This is a genomic window from Cytobacillus sp. (assembly GCF_964223445.1).
Classification (GTDB): Bacteria; Bacillota; Bacilli; order Bacillales; family Cytobacillaceae; genus Cytobacillus.
The window spans coordinates 105,842-123,061 of the sequence record NZ_CAXQGS010000038.1 but is presented as its reverse complement, the minus strand read 5'-3'; the positions used below and the strand labels follow the sequence as shown (position 1 = coordinate 123,061).

Genomic DNA, 17,220 nt, shown 5'->3' with positions numbered 1-17,220 from the left:
GGGATGTAAATGAATTTTGATTTGACTGCCGAACAGAATATGATCCTTAAAACAATAAGGGAATTTGCTCAGGAAGAAGTGGCCCCAGGGGCATTGGAAAGGGACCGTACAAAAGAGTTCCCAATAGAAGTTTTCAAAAAAATGGCAGACCTTGGTTTGATGGGACTTCCTTTCCCTGAAGAATATGGCGGGGCAGGGGCAGATACTGTAAGCTTTGCTATTGTAACAGAAGAGTTGAGCAAAGCATGTGCGTCTACCGGGATCACTTACTCGGCGCATATATCTCTTGGCGGAGCACCGCTTTTTTTATTCGGAACCGAAGAGCAAAAGCAAAAATATCTGGTGCCAATTTGTACAGGTGAGTCGTTTGGAGCTTTCGGGCTAACAGAACCTAATGCAGGCTCTGATGCAGGCGGTACGAGAACAACAGCTGTCGAAAAAGATGGAGAATTCATTATTAATGGTAATAAATGCTTCATTACAAATGCCAGCTATGCTAAGCATTTAGCATTGACTGCTGTCACCGGTGAAGCGGGCGGCAAAAAAGAAATCAGTGCGATTATTGTACCAACGGATGCAGAAGGATTTACAGTGATTGATAATTACGAAAAGATGGGACTCAACGCCTCAAATACTACTGAACTGGTTCTTGAAGACGTGCGTGTTCCGACTGAGCACTTGCTCGGCAAAAAAGGAGAGGGCTTTAAGCAATTCTTAATCACATTGGATGGAGGGCGCATTGGAATTGGGGCCATGGCTCTAGGGATAGCTCAGGCTGCCTACGAAAAGGCACTTCAATATGCAAAGGAACGCCAGCAGTTTGGCCGTTCTCTCTCAAACTTCCAGGCTATCCAATTTAAAATTGCAGATATGGCAATGAAAATTGAATTGGCGCGAAATATGGTCTACAAAGCAGCATGGCTGAAAGACCAGGGAAGACCTTTCGCAAAAGAAGCTTCCATGTGCAAGCTCTATGCCTCTGAAATATGTATGGAAATCGCCGATCAGGCCGTCCAAATCCACGGCGGATACGGCTACATGAAAGATTACCATGTAGAACGCTACATGAGAGACGGAAAGCTCACGGAAATAGGTGAAGGCACCTCAGAAGTTCAAAGAATGGTCATTGCACGCCTTATTGGGTGCTAATACTGAATTTGTTTGGTCATGCGGTTAAAATAATTAACAAAAAACTCCACCCTCAGGATGGAGTTTTTGTCCATTTTATGAACAAGATTTGACAAAGTTTACAATAGGGCTTTTCCTTCTGACTTTTTTAAAGTAAAATAGAGATTGTTTGTATACTTACTTAAACTGAATGTGCTTACATAAGGGAGGTTAAATCATGAATCGCAATCCAATCATTCCATTTGTGTTAATTATGGTTTTTGGTGTGGTAGCAATGTTCCTTGTATCTTTTAAAGGTCTTGGCGATATGGAAGAGCTTGCAAAAGAACAGGAAGGCGGCGGTGCTGAAACTGAAGAAACTGCAGCTGCAACCCCTGAAGAAATTTACCAGAAGAGCTGTATCGGATGTCACGGTGACCAATATCAAGGTGGAGTCGGTCCTGCTCTAACAGGTGTAGGCGATCGTTTATCACAAGATGATATCGCGAATATCGTAGTAAACGGTAAAGGCTCAATGCCTCCAGGATTAGTGCCTCAGGACAAAGCTGCCGAAATGGCTGAATGGTTAGCAGGCCTTAAGTAATACCTATAATGAAAGTCCTTTGCATATGTAAAGGACTTTTTTTATACTATAAGAAAGGCTATCGCAATTTACGATAGCTTTTTTAGCTTTTCTCCCAGGAAGAGCAGATAGGCATGCGCTATGTGCTTTTTACAATACATAAATAAGTGGTGACAGAATGAATACAGAGAAATTATCAAATCGGCTTGAAGCTGTAACAAATTATATCCCCCATGGCGCACGAATAGCTGATATAGGCTCAGACCATGCGTATTTGCCATGCTATGCAATAAAGAAAGGCATTGTCCCTTTTGCCATTGCTGGCGAAGTTGTGGAAGGGCCGTATCAATCAGCCAAAAAACAGGTAAAAATGGAAGGCCTCGAAAATCAGATTTCCGTAAGAAAAGGGAGCGGTCTTGAAGTAATTAGTCCAGGTGAAGTTGACTGCATTACCATTGCGGGCATGGGAGGCGCTTTAATTGCGAGCATACTTGAAGATGGGAAGAGCAAACTTGCTTCAGTGCAGAGGCTTATCCTCCAGCCGAATTTAAGTGCCATCTCGATTAGAACCTGGCTGATTGCAAATGGATGGGAGCTAATAGCCGAAGAAATTCTTGAAGAAGATGGAAAAATCTATGAAATCCTTGCAGCTGAAAAAGGAGAGCCATTAAAACCTTACAAAAATATAGAACAAGGTTTGCTGATGGGCCCTTTTCTTATGGAGCAAAAATCCGAAGTGTTTCAAAACAAGTGGCTCGGTGAAATGAAAAATTGGGAGAGAATCCTTTTGCAGCTTGATAAAGCCGCACACTCCAGCGAAACAGAAAAGAGAAAACAGGAGTTAAAAGAGAAAATTAAAATGGCTGAGGAGGTACTCGAACAGTGAAAAAAATAAATGGACATGAGATTATCCAATTATTTGAGCAGTTCTCCCCAAAAGCATATGCGATGGAAGGAGACAAAGTCGGCCTGCAGATCGGAAGGCTTAACACCCCCGTTGAAAATGTCATGATTGCTCTTGATGTGCTGGAAGAAGTCGTTGATGAGGCAATTGAAAAGAAGGTGCAGCTGATTATTGCTCATCATCCGTTAATCTATAGGCCGCTGCAAAAAATTTCAACGGATACTCCGTCAGGAAGAATTATTGAAAAGCTTATCAAACATGATATAGCCGTGTATGCAGCACATACCAATTTGGATATCGCCAAAGGCGGGGTCAATGATATGCTTGCTGATGCACTGAAGCTAACCGATACAGAAGTATTATATCCGACATATGAAACTGAATTGAAAAAGCTCGCTGTTTTTGTACCTGAAGGAAATGCTGAGTCACTAAGGCAAGCGCTTGGAAACGCAGGGGCAGGTTCAATTGGCAATTACAGTCATTGTTCGTTTGCCTCCCGTGGAACGGGGCAGTTTAAACCTAATGGGAAAGCTAATCCGCATATCGGCCAGCAGGGTAAGCTCGAGACAGTTGAAGAAGTCTGCATTGAGACTATTTATCCTGAACATATAGAAAAAAAAGTGCTGTCGGCCCTGTTCAAAAACCATCCTTATGAAGAAGTTGCCTATGATATTTATAAGCTTGAAAATAAGGGGGAAGTTCTGGGGCTTGGCAAAATTGGAGAAGTCAGCGAGATGACTCTTAAGGAATTTGCGGAGCATGTAAAACATACACTTGAAGTGGATGGAGTTCGGGTAGTAGGTGACCCCTCGTCAAAGGTCAGGAAAGTCGCTGTTTTGGGCGGAGATGGAAATAAATACTTCATGTCAGCAAAGATGAAAGGTGCAGATGTATATGTAACGGGTGATATGTATTACCATGTGGCTCATGATGCTATGATGATGGGCCTTAACATTGTCGACCCCGGTCATAATGTTGAAAAAGTAATGAAAAAAGGAGTTACCCAAAAATTAGCACAGATGTGTTCTGAAAAAGGGTATAGCGTATCCATTTTTCCTTCTGAAATTCATACGGATCCATTTCAGTTTGTTTGACTCAAAAAGAACCGGTCTACCAATGGGACCGGTTCTTTTGATTATAGCTTTGCAGGCTTCTTTACTTTAGGAAGTATTTTATTTAACGGCACTTTTTTCTCGCGTGACCATGTGGATTCATCACCGGGATTAAATTGTTCCAGGAATGTGATGACTTCCTTCGTGATCGGTGTCGGTGTAGAGGCTCCTGCTGTAACTGCAACTGTCGATGCATCTTTAATCCAATTCACATCCAGTTCAGTTATATCAGCAATGCGGTAGGCTTTTGTACCGGCAATTTCTTCTGATACCTGTGCAAGACGATTAGAGTTATTGCTCTTCGGGTCCCCCACAACGATTAAAACGTCAGCCTGGCCAGCTTGTTCTGCAACAGCTTCCTGGCGCACCTGAGTAGCCATGCAGATTTCTTTGTGGAACTCAGCGTGAGGATATTTCTCCTTTATCTGATCCATTACATGTACGACATCCCATTGGCTCATTGTAGTCTGATTAGTCACAAGTATCTTATCAGCCTGTATGCTAAGTTCATTCACATCCTCAATGGTCTGCACTAAATGGACTGCATCAGGAGCTACACCTACTGCACCTTCAGGTTCAGGATGGCCTTTTTTGCCGATGTAAATAATTTGAAAACCTTCCTTTTCCTTTTCCCTGATTAAATCATGTGTTCTTGTTACGTCAGGGCACGTAGCATCGATTGTCACAAGGCCTTTTTGTTTGGCAGCTTCACGCACTTCAGGAGAGATGCCATGTGCTGTAAAAATGACAGTGCCTTTATCGACTTTATTTAAGATCTCTTTGCGGTCTTTCCCATCAAGTGTAATAATTCCTTCCTCTTCAAAAGCATCTGTTACATGTTTGTTATGCACAATCATACCCAAAATATAGATGGGTCTTGGCAATGATGGATCAAGTGCAGCGTTTCTCGCAATAACCATTGCATCCACCACACCGTAACAATAGCCCCGAGGAGAGATTTTTATGACATTCATCTGTTTATCCTCCCTAATGAAAGCTTATATCTGAATTGAAGTGAGTTCTATTTCTAATGCGCAAAAAACCCCATATTGCATCTCTATTATATAAGAGATAAACCGATATTACAAAAGGAGTAATTCTTCTTAATGAAAAGCAAAAAAAGAATGCCTCAGCATCCTTTTCTTTAAATATATAATTTCGGTTTGGAAATACCTTCTGCTGAAGATGATTTGGCGGCTGGCTTTTCAGCGACAGGTGCCTTTTTTATTTTTTTGCCCTGTGAATCCGGCTTCTTTTTCTCTGCTTTGGCCTGATTGGATTTCTCATTTGATTCAGAAGCAGCCTCATCAGCTTCTGGGGCATCTTTCAAACCTCTATAAAGTTTCCACATAGCAGGAAGATTCCTGACCAGCGGACCATATTGCTGAACCATTGGCCCAATTTGCTGTGCTGTATTTAGAACCTTTTGAGTGTTCGTTAAAAAGCCGTTTATGGAAGAAGGATTACTTATTGCCTGCAGTATGCCTCCGCCTGCGGGGGAGCTTCCTGCCGCTCTGGCAGCCCCCATCCCAACTGAAGGCTGAGCATTGCCTTTTCCCAATATTTTTGAGAGCAATCCGCCCCCGCCTCCACCGCGTTTCATTCCCTGAGGACCGCCCATCATTGGTCCCATGGGAGGTCTGCCCTGCATCGGGGTCATAAAAGGATGGGGAGGCATTCCTCCGCGCATAGGGCGTCTTGATCCTGGCATCATATCCATTTGCCTCCTTTCATTGCACATTTCTGCTTCATAATAAATTTTCATATAATAAAGTATGCGTTTATCCCATTTTGGTTTAGGCATAAAGCAGAAGAAACCAATTTATTTATTAAAATCGCCCAAAAAGCTTATCATAAAAATATAAATGCCTGTATGAGTGGTTATTTGCAGGAAACTTTATTATAATAACAGGATGTAAGAAAAGCTCGGAACCAGCAAGGTGTCAGTTGAAACTAGTAGATCTTACTTGACTAATAAATGTATCGGATGAAACCTGAACTGAGGTGAATCTGAATAATTGAGGAGTTTTTATATGAACGAAACGAAATTTGACCGATTTAACTTAAAGCCATTTATTATAGAAGCGGTTAAAGATTTTGGCTTTTACGAACCGACAGAAATACAGGAAAGAATGATTCCTGCCGTGCTGAAGGGTGAAAGCGCAATAGGCCAGTCTCAGACAGGCACAGGAAAAACCCACTCATATGTGCTTCCTATCCTCCAAAAGGTTGATTATTCCCGCCAGGAGGTTCAGGCTATTATTACAGCTCCAACCCGAGAACTTGCCAATCAGATTTATCATGAAATTCTCAAAGTTACAGAGCATTGTCCCGAAGGAGAAGAAATAACTGCACGCTGCTATATTGGCGGAACGGATAAGCAGAGAACCATTGAAAAACTGAAAAAACAGCCTCATGTGGTTGTAGGCACACCGGGAAGGATTAATGATCTTGTAAAAGAACAGGCATTGTTTGTGCATACTGCTGAAATTCTCATAGTGGATGAAGCAGATTTAATGCTTGATATGGGATTCATTGAAGATGTTGATCAGATTGCAGCAAGGATGCCGGAAAAGCTGCAGATGCTTGTATTCTCAGCTACCATTCCAGAGAAGCTTAAGCCTTTCCTGAAAAAATATATGGAAAATCCAAAATTTGTTCACGTTGAGCCGAAGCAGGCAGCAGCAGCCAATATCGAGCACTGGCTTCTGCCGTCCAGACACCGGAACAAAGTGGAACTTGTCTATCAGGCATTGACTTCATTTAATCCGTACCTAGCCATTGTTTTTACGAACACCAAGAAAAAGGCAGATGAAGTGGCAGATGGATTAATCAGCAAAGGCCTAAAAGTCGGACGCATTCACGGAGACCTCAACCCTCGTGAACGGAAGAAAATGATGAAGCAGATTCTAGACCTTGAGTTTCAATATATTGTGGCAACAGACCTGGCAGCCCGCGGTATTGATATACAGGGGATCAGCCATGTAATCAATTATGAACTTCCGACGGATCTTGATTTTTATATACACCGGGTTGGCCGGACAGCGCGTGCGGGATTCTCGGGAATTGCTTTGACGATATATGAGACTTCCGATGAAGATGCATTGAACAGACTTGAAAAAATGGGATTAGAATTTCAGCACAAAGACTTGCAAAAAGGTGAATGGACAGACCTGGATAATCGCAATAAGCGAAAAACAAGACAGAAACAAACAGATGACATTGATAAAAAAGCTGCATCACTAGTAAAGAAACCGAAAAAAGTAAAACCTGGCTACAAAAAGAAAATGAAATGGGAAATGGACAAAATAAAAAAACGCGAAAGAAGAATAAAGCGTAAATAATATTGTAAAAGGGAGAGGTATCGTCATGCTGAAAATTGGATCACATGTGTCCATGAGCGGAAAAAAAATGCTTTTAGCAGCAAGTGAAGAAGCTGTTTCATATGGCTCCAATACATTTATGATCTATACAGGAGCCCCTCAAAATACAAGAAGAAAAAAAATTGAAGATCTGAACATTGAGGCCGGGCTGAAGCATATGGCAGAGAACAGGATTGCTGATATTGTTGTACATGCTCCATATATTATCAATATCGGGAATACTTCAAACCCTTCAACTTTTGAATTAGGCGTTAATTTCCTTCGCTCTGAAATCGACCGCACCGAAGCAATTGGAGCTAAGCAGATTGTTCTTCATCCTGGTGCACATGTAGGAGCAGGAACAGAGGAAGGCATCAAAAAAATCGTTGAAGGCTTGAATGAAGTCTTAAATGGCGAAGAAAACGTACAGATCGCACTTGAAACCATGGCCGGAAAAGTTTCGGAGTGCGGAAAATCCTTTGAAGAACTGGCTATGATTATAGAGGGAGTCCATTATAACAACCATTTATCTGTATGCTTTGATACTTGCCATACGCATGATGCAGGATATGATATTGTGAATGATTTCGATGGTGTATTGGAACAATTCGATAAGATTATTGGTCTTGACCGCCTGAAAGTGCTGCATATTAATGACAGTAAGAATGAACGCGGAATGCGTAAAGACCGTCATGCGAATATCGGATTTGGCCACATTGGCTTCAGTGCTCTAAACTACATTGTTCATCATCCGCAATTACAGGATGTCCCTAAAATTCTGGAGACTCCTTATGTTGGTGAAGATAAAAACAATAAAAAAGCGCCTTATAAGCATGAAATTAATATGCTGCGCAGCCAGGAATTCAATGAAAATCTATTAGAAGCCATTATGGCTGGATAATCAAAGCAAAAAGCTGTGCCCGAGATTGCACAGCTTTTTGCTTGAGAAATTAAGTATTATAAGCTAAGCCTATTTTGTAAATTGCAAAAAAAGCCTGTTTACTTCCCTTGCAGTTTCCGGGCCGGCAATCCTGGCAATTTCCTTGATTATTTTAGTCCGTTCCCGATCATCAAAGATGTTTACTTGCTTGCCTCTCAAATGGTCTGCAATTTTCTGCGCCTGCGCTTTTGTAATCCTGATGTTAAACTGCTCTCCATATTTTAATAATTCATCTGCTGTAATATTGCTTAATTTGTGATTAATGATGTTTTCGAATATTTTCATGTTCATCACTCCTCCTCAGTACTTTATGAGCTAAGGATGTGAATAGTGACAATAAGTTTTGAAATCCCCATAAATAAGCATGTACCTTTACATTAAATGAAGGTTCCTGTATACTGTGTTAGTAAATCGTAATGATTCTTAATATGTAAGGTGATAAAAATGGCACAGCCAATTATTGAAATAGATCATGTTTCTTATAGATATGAGAAAGAAAATGTCCTTGAGAATATTAATCTGACCATTAATTCAGGGGATTTCCTCGGAATAGTCGGTCCGAATGGGTCAGGTAAATCAACCCTGCTAAAACTTGTACTGAATTTGCTTAAAGTGCAGAAGGGGAGCGTCAAACTGTTTGGCCAGGAAATAAGCCGTTTTAAGGATTGGCAGAACATTGGGTTTGTTTCTCAAAAGGCAAATTCATTTAATACAGGATTCCCGGCAACGGTCTTTGAAGTCGTTTCAAGCGGCCTTACAAAGAAGCTGGGTCTTTTTAAATTTATGGGCAAGGCAGATCAGGCAAAAGTTCTTCATGCTATTGAATCTGTTGGCATGCAAGAGTTTGCCGGACGCAATATAGGCGAGCTTTCAGGAGGGCAGCAGCAGCGGGTTTTCATTGCCCGCGCATTGGTAAGCGACCCAAAATTATTAATATTGGATGAGCCGACAGTAGGCGTAGATGTGAAAAATGTCCAGTCTTTCTACGGGATGCTAGATGATTTAAATAAGAAGCTTGGCATTACTCTATTGCTGGTTACACATGACATTGGCACAATTTCTGATAAAGTTACCCATGTGGCTTGCCTGAATAAGAATTTGCATTTCCATGGAAATACATCAGAATTTGAAAGCTTAAATATTAATGAAATGTCAGAGATTTACGGGCACGATGTACATGTTCTAACACATAATCATGACCATCATCACCACGATAAAGGAGAAGGCAGATGATTGCAGGAATCCTTCAATATGAATTTTTACAAAATGCTTTTTTAACTGGAATTATCATCGGAATCATTGCTCCTCTCCTGGGTGTGTTCATTGTTGTCAGAAGGCTGTCTTTAATTGCCGATGCTTTAAGTCATGTAACACTTGCCGGCATCGCTGCAAGCCTGCTGCTTGAAAAGAAATTTATCGGACTGAGCGGGTTGAATCCGTTATATATGGGGATGGCCTTTTCAGTAGCCGGGTCATTGTTTATTGAAAAACTGAGGGCTGTTTATAAACATTATCAGGAGCTTGCTATTCCTATTATTTTATCTGGAGGCATTGGGCTCGGTGTAATATTCATTTCACTCGCTGACGGGTTCAATACTGATTTATTCAGTTATCTGTTTGGCAGTGTCAGTGCAGTCAGCCGGCTGGATTTATGGACGATTTTAATCATCAGCGTGTTTGTTATTGCACTTGTGGTGCTGCTCTATAAAGAATTATTTCTGCTGTCATTTGATGAAGAGCATGCCAAGGCATCTGGAATAGCTGCTAAAAGTGTCCACTTCATATTTATTGTCATGGTGGCTCTGGTAATAGCTGCTTCCATGAGAATAGTGGGAATTTTATTGGTTTCATCGCTAATGACTTTGCCGGTTGCAGCAAGTATCAGAATTGCAAAAGGATTCAAACAGACGATTTTCCTGTCCATGCTTTTCGGTGAAATTTCAGTTTTAGGCGGACTGACGATTTCCTACTATATAGATTTAGCTCCAGGCGGAACAATCGTCATGATTGCCGTGTTAATACTGATTGTGACAATCTTGCTTAAAAAAATTGCAGGCATGAGGCCGGCAAAAATGTAAATGACTTCTATCCGAGATTAACTCAGAGCAAAAAATGAGGTGTAAAAAATGAATGTTGATGAAGCCATGCAGCTTTTGAAGGATAAAGGCTATAAGCATACAGGGAAGAGAGAAGAGATGCTTCAGCTATTTGCTGACAGTGATAAGTATTTAACGGCCAAAGATGTTCTGGAAAAAATGAAGGATAACTACCCTGGACTCAGCTTTGATACCATCTACAGAAACTTATCTTTATTCGTGGATCTGGATATTTTTGAAATGACAGAGCTATCAGGAGAAAAACACTTCCGCTTTACTTGCTCACATGAACACCATCATCATCATTTTATATGTCTGGATTGCGGCAAGACGAAAGAAATCGAAGTTTGTCCCATGAAACAGGTTCAGGAAAATCTGAGGGGTTATGATGTATCTGGACATAAGTTCGAAATTTATGGGAAGTGCCCGGAATGTTTTCAATAAAGTAATAAAAAAGAAGCATGGAGCTATTTACTATAGCCTCATGCTTCTTTTTGCAAATAGGATATGCTGGCTCCAATTGTCCGCCACAGGACATGGCGTTTTTAGTTGGAGTTCATCTGATCCTTCCGCTTTTGTTCCTGCAGCCAGTCTTCCACCCATGTATTCGCTTCCTGCCAGTTTCTGACTCTAATGACGCCATTGGGAAGGGGTTCCTGGTTATAGGGTGTATCGAATAGGATGACAGGAATTCCGCAGGCCTCGTGAATCATGACCGCATTATCATGCTTGTCTTCAAAAAAGATATCCACCTCATATTTTTTTGCAGCTTCGATTTTATCATGGCTCCCGATCAGTTCAATATGATCGAACTCCAATGTGTTCTCTAGAAACCATTCCTCTGTTATTTGCTGCAGGTGAGAACCCCTGGCGCTTATAAAATACAATTCATGCTTGCGTTTCCAGTTTGTCAAAGCTTCCTTTGCGCCTTCTGCAATGGGAGATTCTTTGTATATAATGGGCTCATTTTCATAAAACCAATCTGCAAATTGCTCTTCTGATATCGTTACCAAGGGTGTTAAATCATATTGCTTAATATCACTTAAAGTAATATTCAGATTAAATGCTTCATTTAAATATGGAACCATGGCTTCAGGGCAAGTAACCGTTCCGTCAATATCAATGCCAAAACGCTTCTTCATCATTATGATCTCCTTTAATGCATATATCCCTTATCTTAACAAAAGTCCCAGCCTTGCAAAAGAGTGTTGCCTGAGCAGGTTTGAAAGTTAAACATTTACATCTTAAAAAAGTCTTATATCGCAAACACTATTAATGCTCCATTAAGCAGTACTTTTTAGTAACACAGCAAAGGAAGCGAGGGATCATGATGGCAGACCAAGAGCGCAGGAATGAAGAGTATGACCTTCGATACAGTGAGCGGGTTGGCGAAGCAGATGCAGATTATTCTGAAGAAGCTGCTGCCGAAATAGCAGCTCCAGGTGTCTACGGCAGATCGCTGGATCGGGAAGAGAAAAATGAAACAGCTGCAGTTCATGCAGATTATTCTGAGGAAACCTCTGCCGAAATAGCAGCGCCTGGTGTCTACGGCAGATCGCTGGATCGGGAAGTTGAAAACGAAGCTGCAGTTCATGCAGATTATTCTGAGGAAACCTCTGCCGAAATAGCAGCTCCGGGTGTCTATAATAGATCAGTGGACAGGGATGGAGAAAATGAAACAGCTGCAGCCGGCAGAGGTGTCGGATATGCAGCCCTGGCACTTTCCATTTTATCTTTGTTTGTGCTGCCGGTTCTTTTTGGAGCAACAGGAATTGTCCTTGGTTTTATCGCACGCCGGAGGGGCTCAGAAAGCCTTGGTGGCTGGGCGATTGCAATAGGGGCAATTTCCATTATTGTCGGTATGTTCATTCTGCCGTTTTTTTAGAAAAAGAAGAAAAAAAGCCTGGCTCCCAAATTTATTTGGTGCCAGGCTTTTTCTATAGATTTTTGAACTTCTCGAAAGCGGGCAGCAATCGCCTTACCTTATGGCTGCAGGTTTTCTGCCTTTGCTTTTTCTTCTTCCTGTTTGGCAAAATATTCTTCGGCGATTTTGTCGATTTCAAGCTTAAGCTCCTCAACCATTGTTTCTTCAGGAACTTTCCTTACAATCTGGCCTTTGCGGAACAGGAGGCCTTCACCGCGGGCACCTGCAATGCCGATATCAGCTTCTCTCGCTTCTCCAGGCCCGTTAACAGCACAGCCTAATACAGCAACTTTAATTGGCGCTTTAATTTTTTGAATATATTCTTCCACTTCATTCGCAATGCTGATTAAGTCAATCTCAATCCTTCCGCATGTCGGACAGGAGATCAGTGTTGCAGCATTGGAGGATAAACCAAACACTTTAAGAAGTTCGCGGGCAACTTTAACTTCTTCTACGGGATCTGCACTAAGTGAAATTCTTAACGTATTTCCAATTCCTTTGCTTAAGATTGCACCAAGTCCAGCAGCACTTTTTACAGTCCCGGCAAAAAGTGTGCCTGATTCTGTTATACCTAAATGAAGAGGGTAGTCAAAAGCTTTTGCTGCTTTCTCATAAGCCTCAATGGCCAAATTAACATCGGAGGCTTTCATAGAAACGATGATGTCATGGAAATCAAGGTCTTCTAAAATTTTGATATGGTGCAGGGCACTTTCAACCATGCCATCTGCTGTAGGATATCCATATTTCTCAAGGATTCTTTTTTCAAGAGAACCTGCATTTACACCTATGCGGATAGGGATTCCTTTTTCTTTTGCGGCCTTGACAACTGCTTCAACTTTTTCACGTTTACCAATATTCCCCGGATTAATGCGGATTTTATCTGCTCCGCCTTCGATGGCCTTTAATGCCAGCTTGTAGTCAAAGTGGATATCAACAACAAGCGGTATGTTAATTTGTTTTTTAATATCTGCTATGGCATTTGCAGCTCTTTCATCCGGGCAGGCAACACGCACGATTTGACATCCTGCTTCTTCGAGCCTTTTAATTTCAGCTACAGTCGCTTCAACGTCATGTGTTTTCGTAGTGGTCATACTCTGAATGAACAGCTCATTGCTTCCGCCAATTGTTAAAGGCCCAACTTTAACAGGCCTTGTTTTAGTGCGATTTATAATTTCACTCAATGGAGATTCGCTCCTTTTTATCTTTTCATATAACAGCTGAGATGTATGCTGTTAGAGAAGGTTCACTTTATTGTATCAATGAACCGCTGAAGTTGACAAGAATGATGATTAGTTGTCCTGAGTATATTTCGGAAATTTATAGGTCTTACCTGATTTAATGTCTTCAGGCTGCATTCCATTATTTAATTCCGAGAAGTCTGACACAACCTGGTCTATGCCAACAGGAATTGGTCCATCAAGGTTCAGTTCTATAATTGAAAGAACTGTCTCTCCAGGATTGACCTTTTTTTCAAAATAGGTTTCACCTGTTTCTGTGGGCAGCGTACTGGCCTCCAGTGCTTGCTTTTGTCCAGCGGGCAATGTGCCATGATCAAGGTCATAATAGATTACATATATAACTAGGATTGAAAGCAGTACTCCCGCAAGCTTTTTCATACTGGCCAAAACCCCCTGCAAATAGCATGTTTACCCAATATGTATGCTTGTCCGAATATGATTAGACCAAAAAAAGTCCTCAATTTGTATTATTCTGCATTAATAACTGCTTTATTTATAAAATAACTCCTCTTTTTAATTGCAAAAATAAAAACGCGCTATTGGCACGTTTTTATTTTGAGCTATGAGATGGTATTTCCTTAATGGACAAGAGGAGAATGATAAGAGAAACAAACCAGTTAATAATCGCCCCATTTTGTACCACAGTCTGAAGGGCTGACATTACAGTAAAGAAAACGGTCGGCAAAGTAATGCTGTACGCAGACATGCGCCATAAATGACGGTACTCCAGTTTTTTACTTAGTGCATTTTTGAGAAGAAGACCTGCAAGTGCTATCAGGGATATCTCAATAAATCGAATGCCGGCTGCGAAAATATAAATGACAACCGCTATTAAGGGAATAATAATCGGCATAAGGGATTCTGCAGAAGAAAGGAAGTCTGATAAGTCATCCTTTGTAATTGTGCGGCTTGTCAGCAATGTGTATGGATATGTCTGTTTCTGTCCTTCAGCATGAATGTAGACCTCATTTTTTAATAGCGCAATCGTATTGCCGCTATCTGATAAGACAGTAGTGTCAACTGCTCCTGTCGAATCAACTATGATTGTAAAATTATCTTTATTGAGGGTTACAGGTGCTTCCTCCTCTGTGTGAAGCTGTCCTTCTGTAATTTCAAAATCCGGCAGATCACTGTCAATTGTTTTATCAATAGCATTTAAGCCATTAATGATTGCCGAACCGGAATAAAACACGGTTGGCAGTACTGAAAGCAGGGTAAGGAAAAACACATACAAAATAGTCTTTCCTATCCCCTGATGGCGAAATAAAGCGATATCTTTAGGAGAAAACAGGCTTTTATAAAACTGAAGAATAATATTCATTTTGACACACCCTTTTTGAGATTCACTATTATATTTTAGCCAAATATCCAGACGTTACAAGCAAATGCGTTTGCAAGTCCTTTTTGTATTTGTAACAAATTTGTAATATAAGGATCAAATGTTAAGGTATTGTAAATTTAGTTCATAACAGGTTTACATTTCTGCGGGTTTCCTTTAATAATTGTATGGGGTTTGATGAAACATGTCGAATAAACAGTTATAGGGGTTGAAAAATTGTGGAACTGAATGTTCAGCAAATGCTTTTTGAGTTTTTGGGCGGGCTTGGTATTTTCCTTTATGGAATCAAGTTCATGGGTGATGGGCTCCAAAAATCAGCTGGTGACCGGCTGAGGGATTTATTAGATAGATTTACTACGAATCCTCTAATGGGAGTGCTGGCAGGTATTCTTGTCACCATCCTTATACAGAGCAGCTCTGCAACCACTGTTATTACAGTGGGATTAGTATCAGCCGGATTCATGACATTGCGCCAGGCAATAGGTGTTATTATGGGAGCCAATATTGGAACCACGGTTACTGCATTCATCATTGGAATCGATATCGGGGAATACGCTTTGCCAATCATTGCTTTAGGTTCAATCCTATTGTTTTTCTTTAAAAACAAAAAGGTCCATAATGTCGGTCAGATTGTATTTGGCTTTGGTGCATTATTCTATGGACTTGAATTAATGAGCGGGGGAATGAAGCCTCTTCGTTCATTGGAAACTTTTCATGACTTAACCGTAAGCATGAGTTCAAATCCAATTCTGGGTGTGGTTGTCGGAACAGTGTTTACTGTTATTGTTCAGAGCTCAAGTGCCACAATCGGTATTCTCCAAGGCTTGTTTTCAGAAGAGCTGATTAACCTGGATGCGGCTTTGCCGGTTCTGTTTGGAGACAATATTGGAACGACCATTACAGCTGTTTTAGCCGCTATTGGAGCGTCTGTTGCTGCAAGAAGAGCCGCGGCCGTGCATGTATTGTTTAACTTAATTGGTACTACTATCTTCTTGATTTTATTAAAGCCTTTTACATTATTGATTGAGACACTGCAAGTGAAAATTAACTTAAATCCTGAAATGACCATTGCCTTTGCACATGGAATTTTCAACAGTACTAATACACTTATTCAGCTGCCATTTGTAGCAGCGCTGGCATGGATTGTAACAAAACTTATTCCGGGAGAAGATGCTGTTGCTGAATATAAAGCAAAACATTTGGATCCTGTTTTTATAGAACAATCACCTTCGATTGCACTTGGACAAGCTAAAGAAGAAGTGCTTCGGATGGGAGCATTCTCAGTACGGGGACTGGAAGAAACGGTTCAATATTTGAAAACCGGCAATCAAAAACATTCAGAAAGTGCATACCAGTTAGAGGACGCTATCAATAACCTTGACCGCAAAATTACAGACTATTTGATTAAGTTATCTACAAGCTCACTTTCAGCACATGAGTCTGCCGAGCACACTGTGCTGATGGATACGGTAAGAGATATTGAGCGAATCGGTGACCATTTCGAAAATGTAATAGAACTGATTGATTATAAACAGGCAAATAAAGTGTCCATTACTGATTCAGCTATGGCTGATTTAGAACAAATGTTCAAATTAACTATTTCTACTGTAAAAGAAGCTCTTCAGGCACTGGACCACAATGATAAAATTGCTGCAGAGCATGTTGTAAAAAAAGAAGAAGAGATTGACAAAATGGAAAGAAAGCTTCGCAAACAGCATATTCTTCGGCTGAATGAAGGAGTCTGCTCCGGCCAGGCCGGCATAGTGTATGTAGACATTGTCAGCAACCTTGAACGTATCGGCGATCATGCTGTGAATATTGCTGAAGCTGTTTTAGGAGATGAATAAGTGGTAAAATAAGCAAGGGGAAATCCCTTGCTTATTTATTTTAATAATGAATGTATATATTCTGAAGTGAGATAACTGTCTAGCGCAAGCAGCCTACGCCCTCGAGGTTTCGGGGGTGGGCAAGTCGCTTGCGCTTTTCTGGAAAGGGTGCTGATCATGGAGATAATTTATTGGACGCTTATCATTCTGTTATTTATTATTGCTTTTGCGGGCCTTGTATTTCCGATTATTCCAAGTGTTCTGTTTTTGCTGGGAGGTTTTATCCTGTATGGAATTCTATTTTCTTTCGAACCTTTTAACTGGCTTTTCTGGACAATTCAGGTGCTATTTGTCCTGCTGCTATTTGGTGCTGACTACCTAGCAAATATGATTGGGGTAAAAAAGTTTGGCGGATCAAAAGCCGGTGTCTGGGGAAGCACAATCGGCCTGCTGGCAGGTCCATTTGTCATCCCTGTATTGGGAATATTAATCGGGCCTTTTTTGGGTGCTGTCATTGCGGAACTCGCAGTAAATAAGACCAGCTTCAATGATGCAGTGAAGATCGGTTTCGGATCGGTAATCGGCTTTGTCAGCAGTGCAGCAGCAAAAGCTGTAATTCAAGGGATAATGATTATTTATTTTCTATTTGTGGTCCTTTGAGGACCTGCTGAAAGGTTTGAATTTAATGGAATAATAAAAACTAGATAGGATATTGTATATATGTAGCAAAGCATTTTGTTTGAAACAAAAAACCAACTTTGGTAATCTTAAACTAAAGACCTTAGAAAC

The 17,220-nt window shown here is 40.9% G+C and carries 19 protein-coding genes; 12 read left to right on the top strand and 7 right to left on the bottom strand.

All coding sequences use genetic code 11. The annotated features are described in order from the left end of the window. Positions 1 to 9: 9 nt before the first annotated feature. From ACEQ1T_RS05985 to ACEQ1T_RS05970, 4 genes are all read left to right on the top strand, one after another. A complete protein-coding gene (locus ACEQ1T_RS05985; RefSeq protein WP_370222080.1) occupies positions 10 to 1,149 on the top strand; it encodes an acyl-CoA dehydrogenase in 1,140 nt (379 codons plus the stop codon). A 196-nt stretch (positions 1,150 to 1,345) separates the two neighbouring features. Further along, complete coding sequence (gene cccA, locus ACEQ1T_RS05980; protein WP_009332985.1) at positions 1,346 to 1,711, top strand: cytochrome c550; 366 nt, start codon at positions 1,346 to 1,348, stop codon at positions 1,709 to 1,711. 157 nt (positions 1,712 to 1,868) lie between these two features. Next, positions 1,869 to 2,576, top strand: coding sequence for a tRNA (adenine(22)-N(1))-methyltransferase TrmK (locus tag ACEQ1T_RS05975; RefSeq protein WP_206838778.1), 708 nt, complete (start codon positions 1,869 to 1,871; stop codon positions 2,574 to 2,576). Next, entirely contained in the window at positions 2,573 to 3,688 is a 1,116-nt protein-coding gene (locus tag ACEQ1T_RS05970) for a Nif3-like dinuclear metal center hexameric protein (protein ID WP_370222079.1), read from the top strand. The genes ACEQ1T_RS05975 and ACEQ1T_RS05970 overlap by 4 nt, the downstream gene beginning before the upstream one ends. A 41-nt stretch (positions 3,689 to 3,729) precedes the next feature. Here the strand turns inward: ACEQ1T_RS05970 and ACEQ1T_RS05965 are convergent, their stop codons facing one another. After that, positions 3,730 to 4,680, bottom strand: coding sequence for a 4-hydroxy-3-methylbut-2-enyl diphosphate reductase (locus ACEQ1T_RS05965; RefSeq protein ID WP_206838774.1), 951 nt, complete (start codon positions 4,678 to 4,680; stop codon positions 3,730 to 3,732). A 170-nt stretch (positions 4,681 to 4,850) separates the two neighbouring features. Further along, positions 4,851 to 5,420, bottom strand: a complete 570-nt coding sequence (gene vrrA / locus ACEQ1T_RS05960; RefSeq protein ID WP_370222078.1) for a VrrA/YqfQ family protein — start codon at positions 5,418 to 5,420, stop codon at positions 4,851 to 4,853. 319 nt (positions 5,421 to 5,739) lie between these two features. On the opposite strand from vrrA, the gene ACEQ1T_RS05955 reads away from it, so the two are divergent. Then, positions 5,740 to 7,050: a DEAD/DEAH box helicase gene (locus tag ACEQ1T_RS05955; RefSeq protein WP_206838772.1), complete on the top strand. Its 1,311-nt coding sequence runs from the start codon at positions 5,740 to 5,742 to the stop codon at positions 7,048 to 7,050. A 25-nt stretch (positions 7,051 to 7,075) separates the two neighbouring features. Next, complete coding sequence (locus ACEQ1T_RS05950) at positions 7,076 to 7,969, top strand: deoxyribonuclease IV (RefSeq protein WP_370222076.1); 894 nt, start codon at positions 7,076 to 7,078, stop codon at positions 7,967 to 7,969. Between the two features lie 69 nt (positions 7,970 to 8,038). On the opposite strand, the gene ACEQ1T_RS05945 is transcribed toward ACEQ1T_RS05950, so the two are convergent. Then, positions 8,039 to 8,293, bottom strand: coding sequence for a DUF2624 domain-containing protein (locus ACEQ1T_RS05945; RefSeq protein WP_019382849.1), 255 nt, complete (start codon positions 8,291 to 8,293; stop codon positions 8,039 to 8,041). A 159-nt stretch (positions 8,294 to 8,452) separates the two neighbouring features. Between ACEQ1T_RS05945 and ACEQ1T_RS05940 the strand changes: the two genes are divergently transcribed. From ACEQ1T_RS05940 to ACEQ1T_RS05930, 3 genes are read left to right on the top strand one after another with little or no spacing between them, the layout of a single operon-like run. Then, the gene (locus tag ACEQ1T_RS05940; RefSeq protein WP_370222075.1) at positions 8,453 to 9,241 is read left to right on the top strand and encodes a metal ABC transporter ATP-binding protein; all 789 of its coding nucleotides are present in this window, start codon (positions 8,453 to 8,455) and stop codon (positions 9,239 to 9,241) included. Continuing rightward, positions 9,238 to 10,086 carry a metal ABC transporter permease gene (locus ACEQ1T_RS05935; protein WP_370222074.1) on the top strand — a complete coding sequence of 283 codons (849 nt, stop codon included), beginning with the start codon at positions 9,238 to 9,240 and terminating at the stop codon, positions 10,084 to 10,086. Before ACEQ1T_RS05940 ends, ACEQ1T_RS05935 begins: the two co-directional genes overlap by 4 nt. 48 nt (positions 10,087 to 10,134) lie before the next feature. Next, positions 10,135 to 10,548: a Fur family transcriptional regulator gene (locus tag ACEQ1T_RS05930; protein WP_206838764.1), complete on the top strand. Its 414-nt coding sequence runs from the start codon at positions 10,135 to 10,137 to the stop codon at positions 10,546 to 10,548. Between the two features lie 101 nt (positions 10,549 to 10,649). Here the strand turns inward: ACEQ1T_RS05930 and ACEQ1T_RS05925 are convergent, their stop codons facing one another. Further along, positions 10,650 to 11,246, bottom strand: a complete 597-nt coding sequence (locus ACEQ1T_RS05925) for a hypothetical protein (protein ID WP_206839300.1) — start codon at positions 11,244 to 11,246, stop codon at positions 10,650 to 10,652. Between the two features lie 416 nt (positions 11,247 to 11,662). Here ACEQ1T_RS05925 and ACEQ1T_RS05920 point away from each other — a divergent pair, with 416 nt between their 5' ends. Further along, positions 11,663 to 11,989: a hypothetical protein gene (locus ACEQ1T_RS05920; RefSeq protein ID WP_370222092.1), complete on the top strand. Its 327-nt coding sequence runs from the start codon at positions 11,663 to 11,665 to the stop codon at positions 11,987 to 11,989. A gap of 98 nt (positions 11,990 to 12,087) precedes the next feature. Here the strand turns inward: ACEQ1T_RS05920 and ispG are convergent, their stop codons facing one another. From ispG to ACEQ1T_RS05905, 3 genes are all read right to left on the bottom strand, one after another. Further along, positions 12,088 to 13,200, bottom strand: coding sequence for a flavodoxin-dependent (E)-4-hydroxy-3-methylbut-2-enyl-diphosphate synthase (gene ispG, locus ACEQ1T_RS05915; protein ID WP_370222091.1), 1,113 nt, complete (start codon positions 13,198 to 13,200; stop codon positions 12,088 to 12,090). Between the two features lie 117 nt (positions 13,201 to 13,317). Then, complete coding sequence (locus ACEQ1T_RS05910; protein WP_206838758.1) at positions 13,318 to 13,644, bottom strand: hypothetical protein; 327 nt, start codon at positions 13,642 to 13,644, stop codon at positions 13,318 to 13,320. Positions 13,645 to 13,816: 172 nt separating this feature from the next. Further along, positions 13,817 to 14,587, bottom strand: a complete 771-nt coding sequence (locus ACEQ1T_RS05905) for a DUF1189 domain-containing protein (protein ID WP_206838757.1) — start codon at positions 14,585 to 14,587, stop codon at positions 13,817 to 13,819. 257 nt (positions 14,588 to 14,844) lie between these two features. On the opposite strand from ACEQ1T_RS05905, the gene ACEQ1T_RS05900 reads away from it, so the two are divergent. Together ACEQ1T_RS05900 and ACEQ1T_RS05895 are read left to right on the top strand one after the other, a co-directional pair. Beyond that, a complete protein-coding gene (locus ACEQ1T_RS05900; protein ID WP_211202507.1) occupies positions 14,845 to 16,452 on the top strand; it encodes a Na/Pi cotransporter family protein in 1,608 nt (535 codons plus the stop codon). Positions 16,453 to 16,608: 156 nt separating this feature from the next. Further along, the gene (locus ACEQ1T_RS05895) at positions 16,609 to 17,091 is read left to right on the top strand and encodes a DUF456 domain-containing protein (protein ID WP_206838752.1); all 483 of its coding nucleotides are present in this window, start codon (positions 16,609 to 16,611) and stop codon (positions 17,089 to 17,091) included. Positions 17,092 to 17,220: the final 129 nt, after the last annotated feature.

What these genes read in the sequence shown, in the direction of transcription:
- ACEQ1T_RS05985 (WP_370222080.1), top strand. Translation starts at nt 10, where the DNA reads ATGAATTTTGATTTGACTGCCGAACAGAATATGATCCTTAAAACAATA.
- cccA (WP_009332985.1), top strand. Translation starts at nt 1,346, where the DNA reads ATGAATCGCAATCCAATCATTCCATTTGTGTTAATTATGGTTTTTGGT.
- ACEQ1T_RS05975 (WP_206838778.1), top strand. Translation starts at nt 1,869, where the DNA reads ATGAATACAGAGAAATTATCAAATCGGCTTGAAGCTGTAACAAATTAT.
- ACEQ1T_RS05965 (WP_206838774.1), bottom strand. Translation starts at nt 4,680, where the DNA reads ATGAATGTCATAAAAATCTCTCCTCGGGGCTATTGTTACGGTGTGGTG.
- vrrA (WP_370222078.1), bottom strand. Translation starts at nt 5,420, where the DNA reads ATGATGCCAGGATCAAGACGCCCTATGCGCGGAGGAATGCCTCCCCAT.
- ACEQ1T_RS05955 (WP_206838772.1), top strand. Translation starts at nt 5,740, where the DNA reads ATGAACGAAACGAAATTTGACCGATTTAACTTAAAGCCATTTATTATA.
- ACEQ1T_RS05950 (WP_370222076.1), top strand. Translation starts at nt 7,076, where the DNA reads ATGCTGAAAATTGGATCACATGTGTCCATGAGCGGAAAAAAAATGCTT.
- ACEQ1T_RS05945 (WP_019382849.1), bottom strand. Translation starts at nt 8,293, where the DNA reads ATGAAAATATTCGAAAACATCATTAATCACAAATTAAGCAATATTACA.
- ACEQ1T_RS05940 (WP_370222075.1), top strand. Translation starts at nt 8,453, where the DNA reads ATGGCACAGCCAATTATTGAAATAGATCATGTTTCTTATAGATATGAG.
- ACEQ1T_RS05935 (WP_370222074.1), top strand. Translation starts at nt 9,238, where the DNA reads ATGATTGCAGGAATCCTTCAATATGAATTTTTACAAAATGCTTTTTTA.
- ACEQ1T_RS05930 (WP_206838764.1), top strand. Translation starts at nt 10,135, where the DNA reads ATGAATGTTGATGAAGCCATGCAGCTTTTGAAGGATAAAGGCTATAAG.
- ACEQ1T_RS05925 (WP_206839300.1), bottom strand. Translation starts at nt 11,246, where the DNA reads ATGAAGAAGCGTTTTGGCATTGATATTGACGGAACGGTTACTTGCCCT.
- ACEQ1T_RS05910 (WP_206838758.1), bottom strand. Translation starts at nt 13,644, where the DNA reads ATGAAAAAGCTTGCGGGAGTACTGCTTTCAATCCTAGTTATATATGTA.
- ACEQ1T_RS05905 (WP_206838757.1), bottom strand. Translation starts at nt 14,587, where the DNA reads ATGAATATTATTCTTCAGTTTTATAAAAGCCTGTTTTCTCCTAAAGAT.
- ACEQ1T_RS05900 (WP_211202507.1), top strand. Translation starts at nt 14,845, where the DNA reads ATGCTTTTTGAGTTTTTGGGCGGGCTTGGTATTTTCCTTTATGGAATC.
- ACEQ1T_RS05895 (WP_206838752.1), top strand. Translation starts at nt 16,609, where the DNA reads ATGGAGATAATTTATTGGACGCTTATCATTCTGTTATTTATTATTGCT.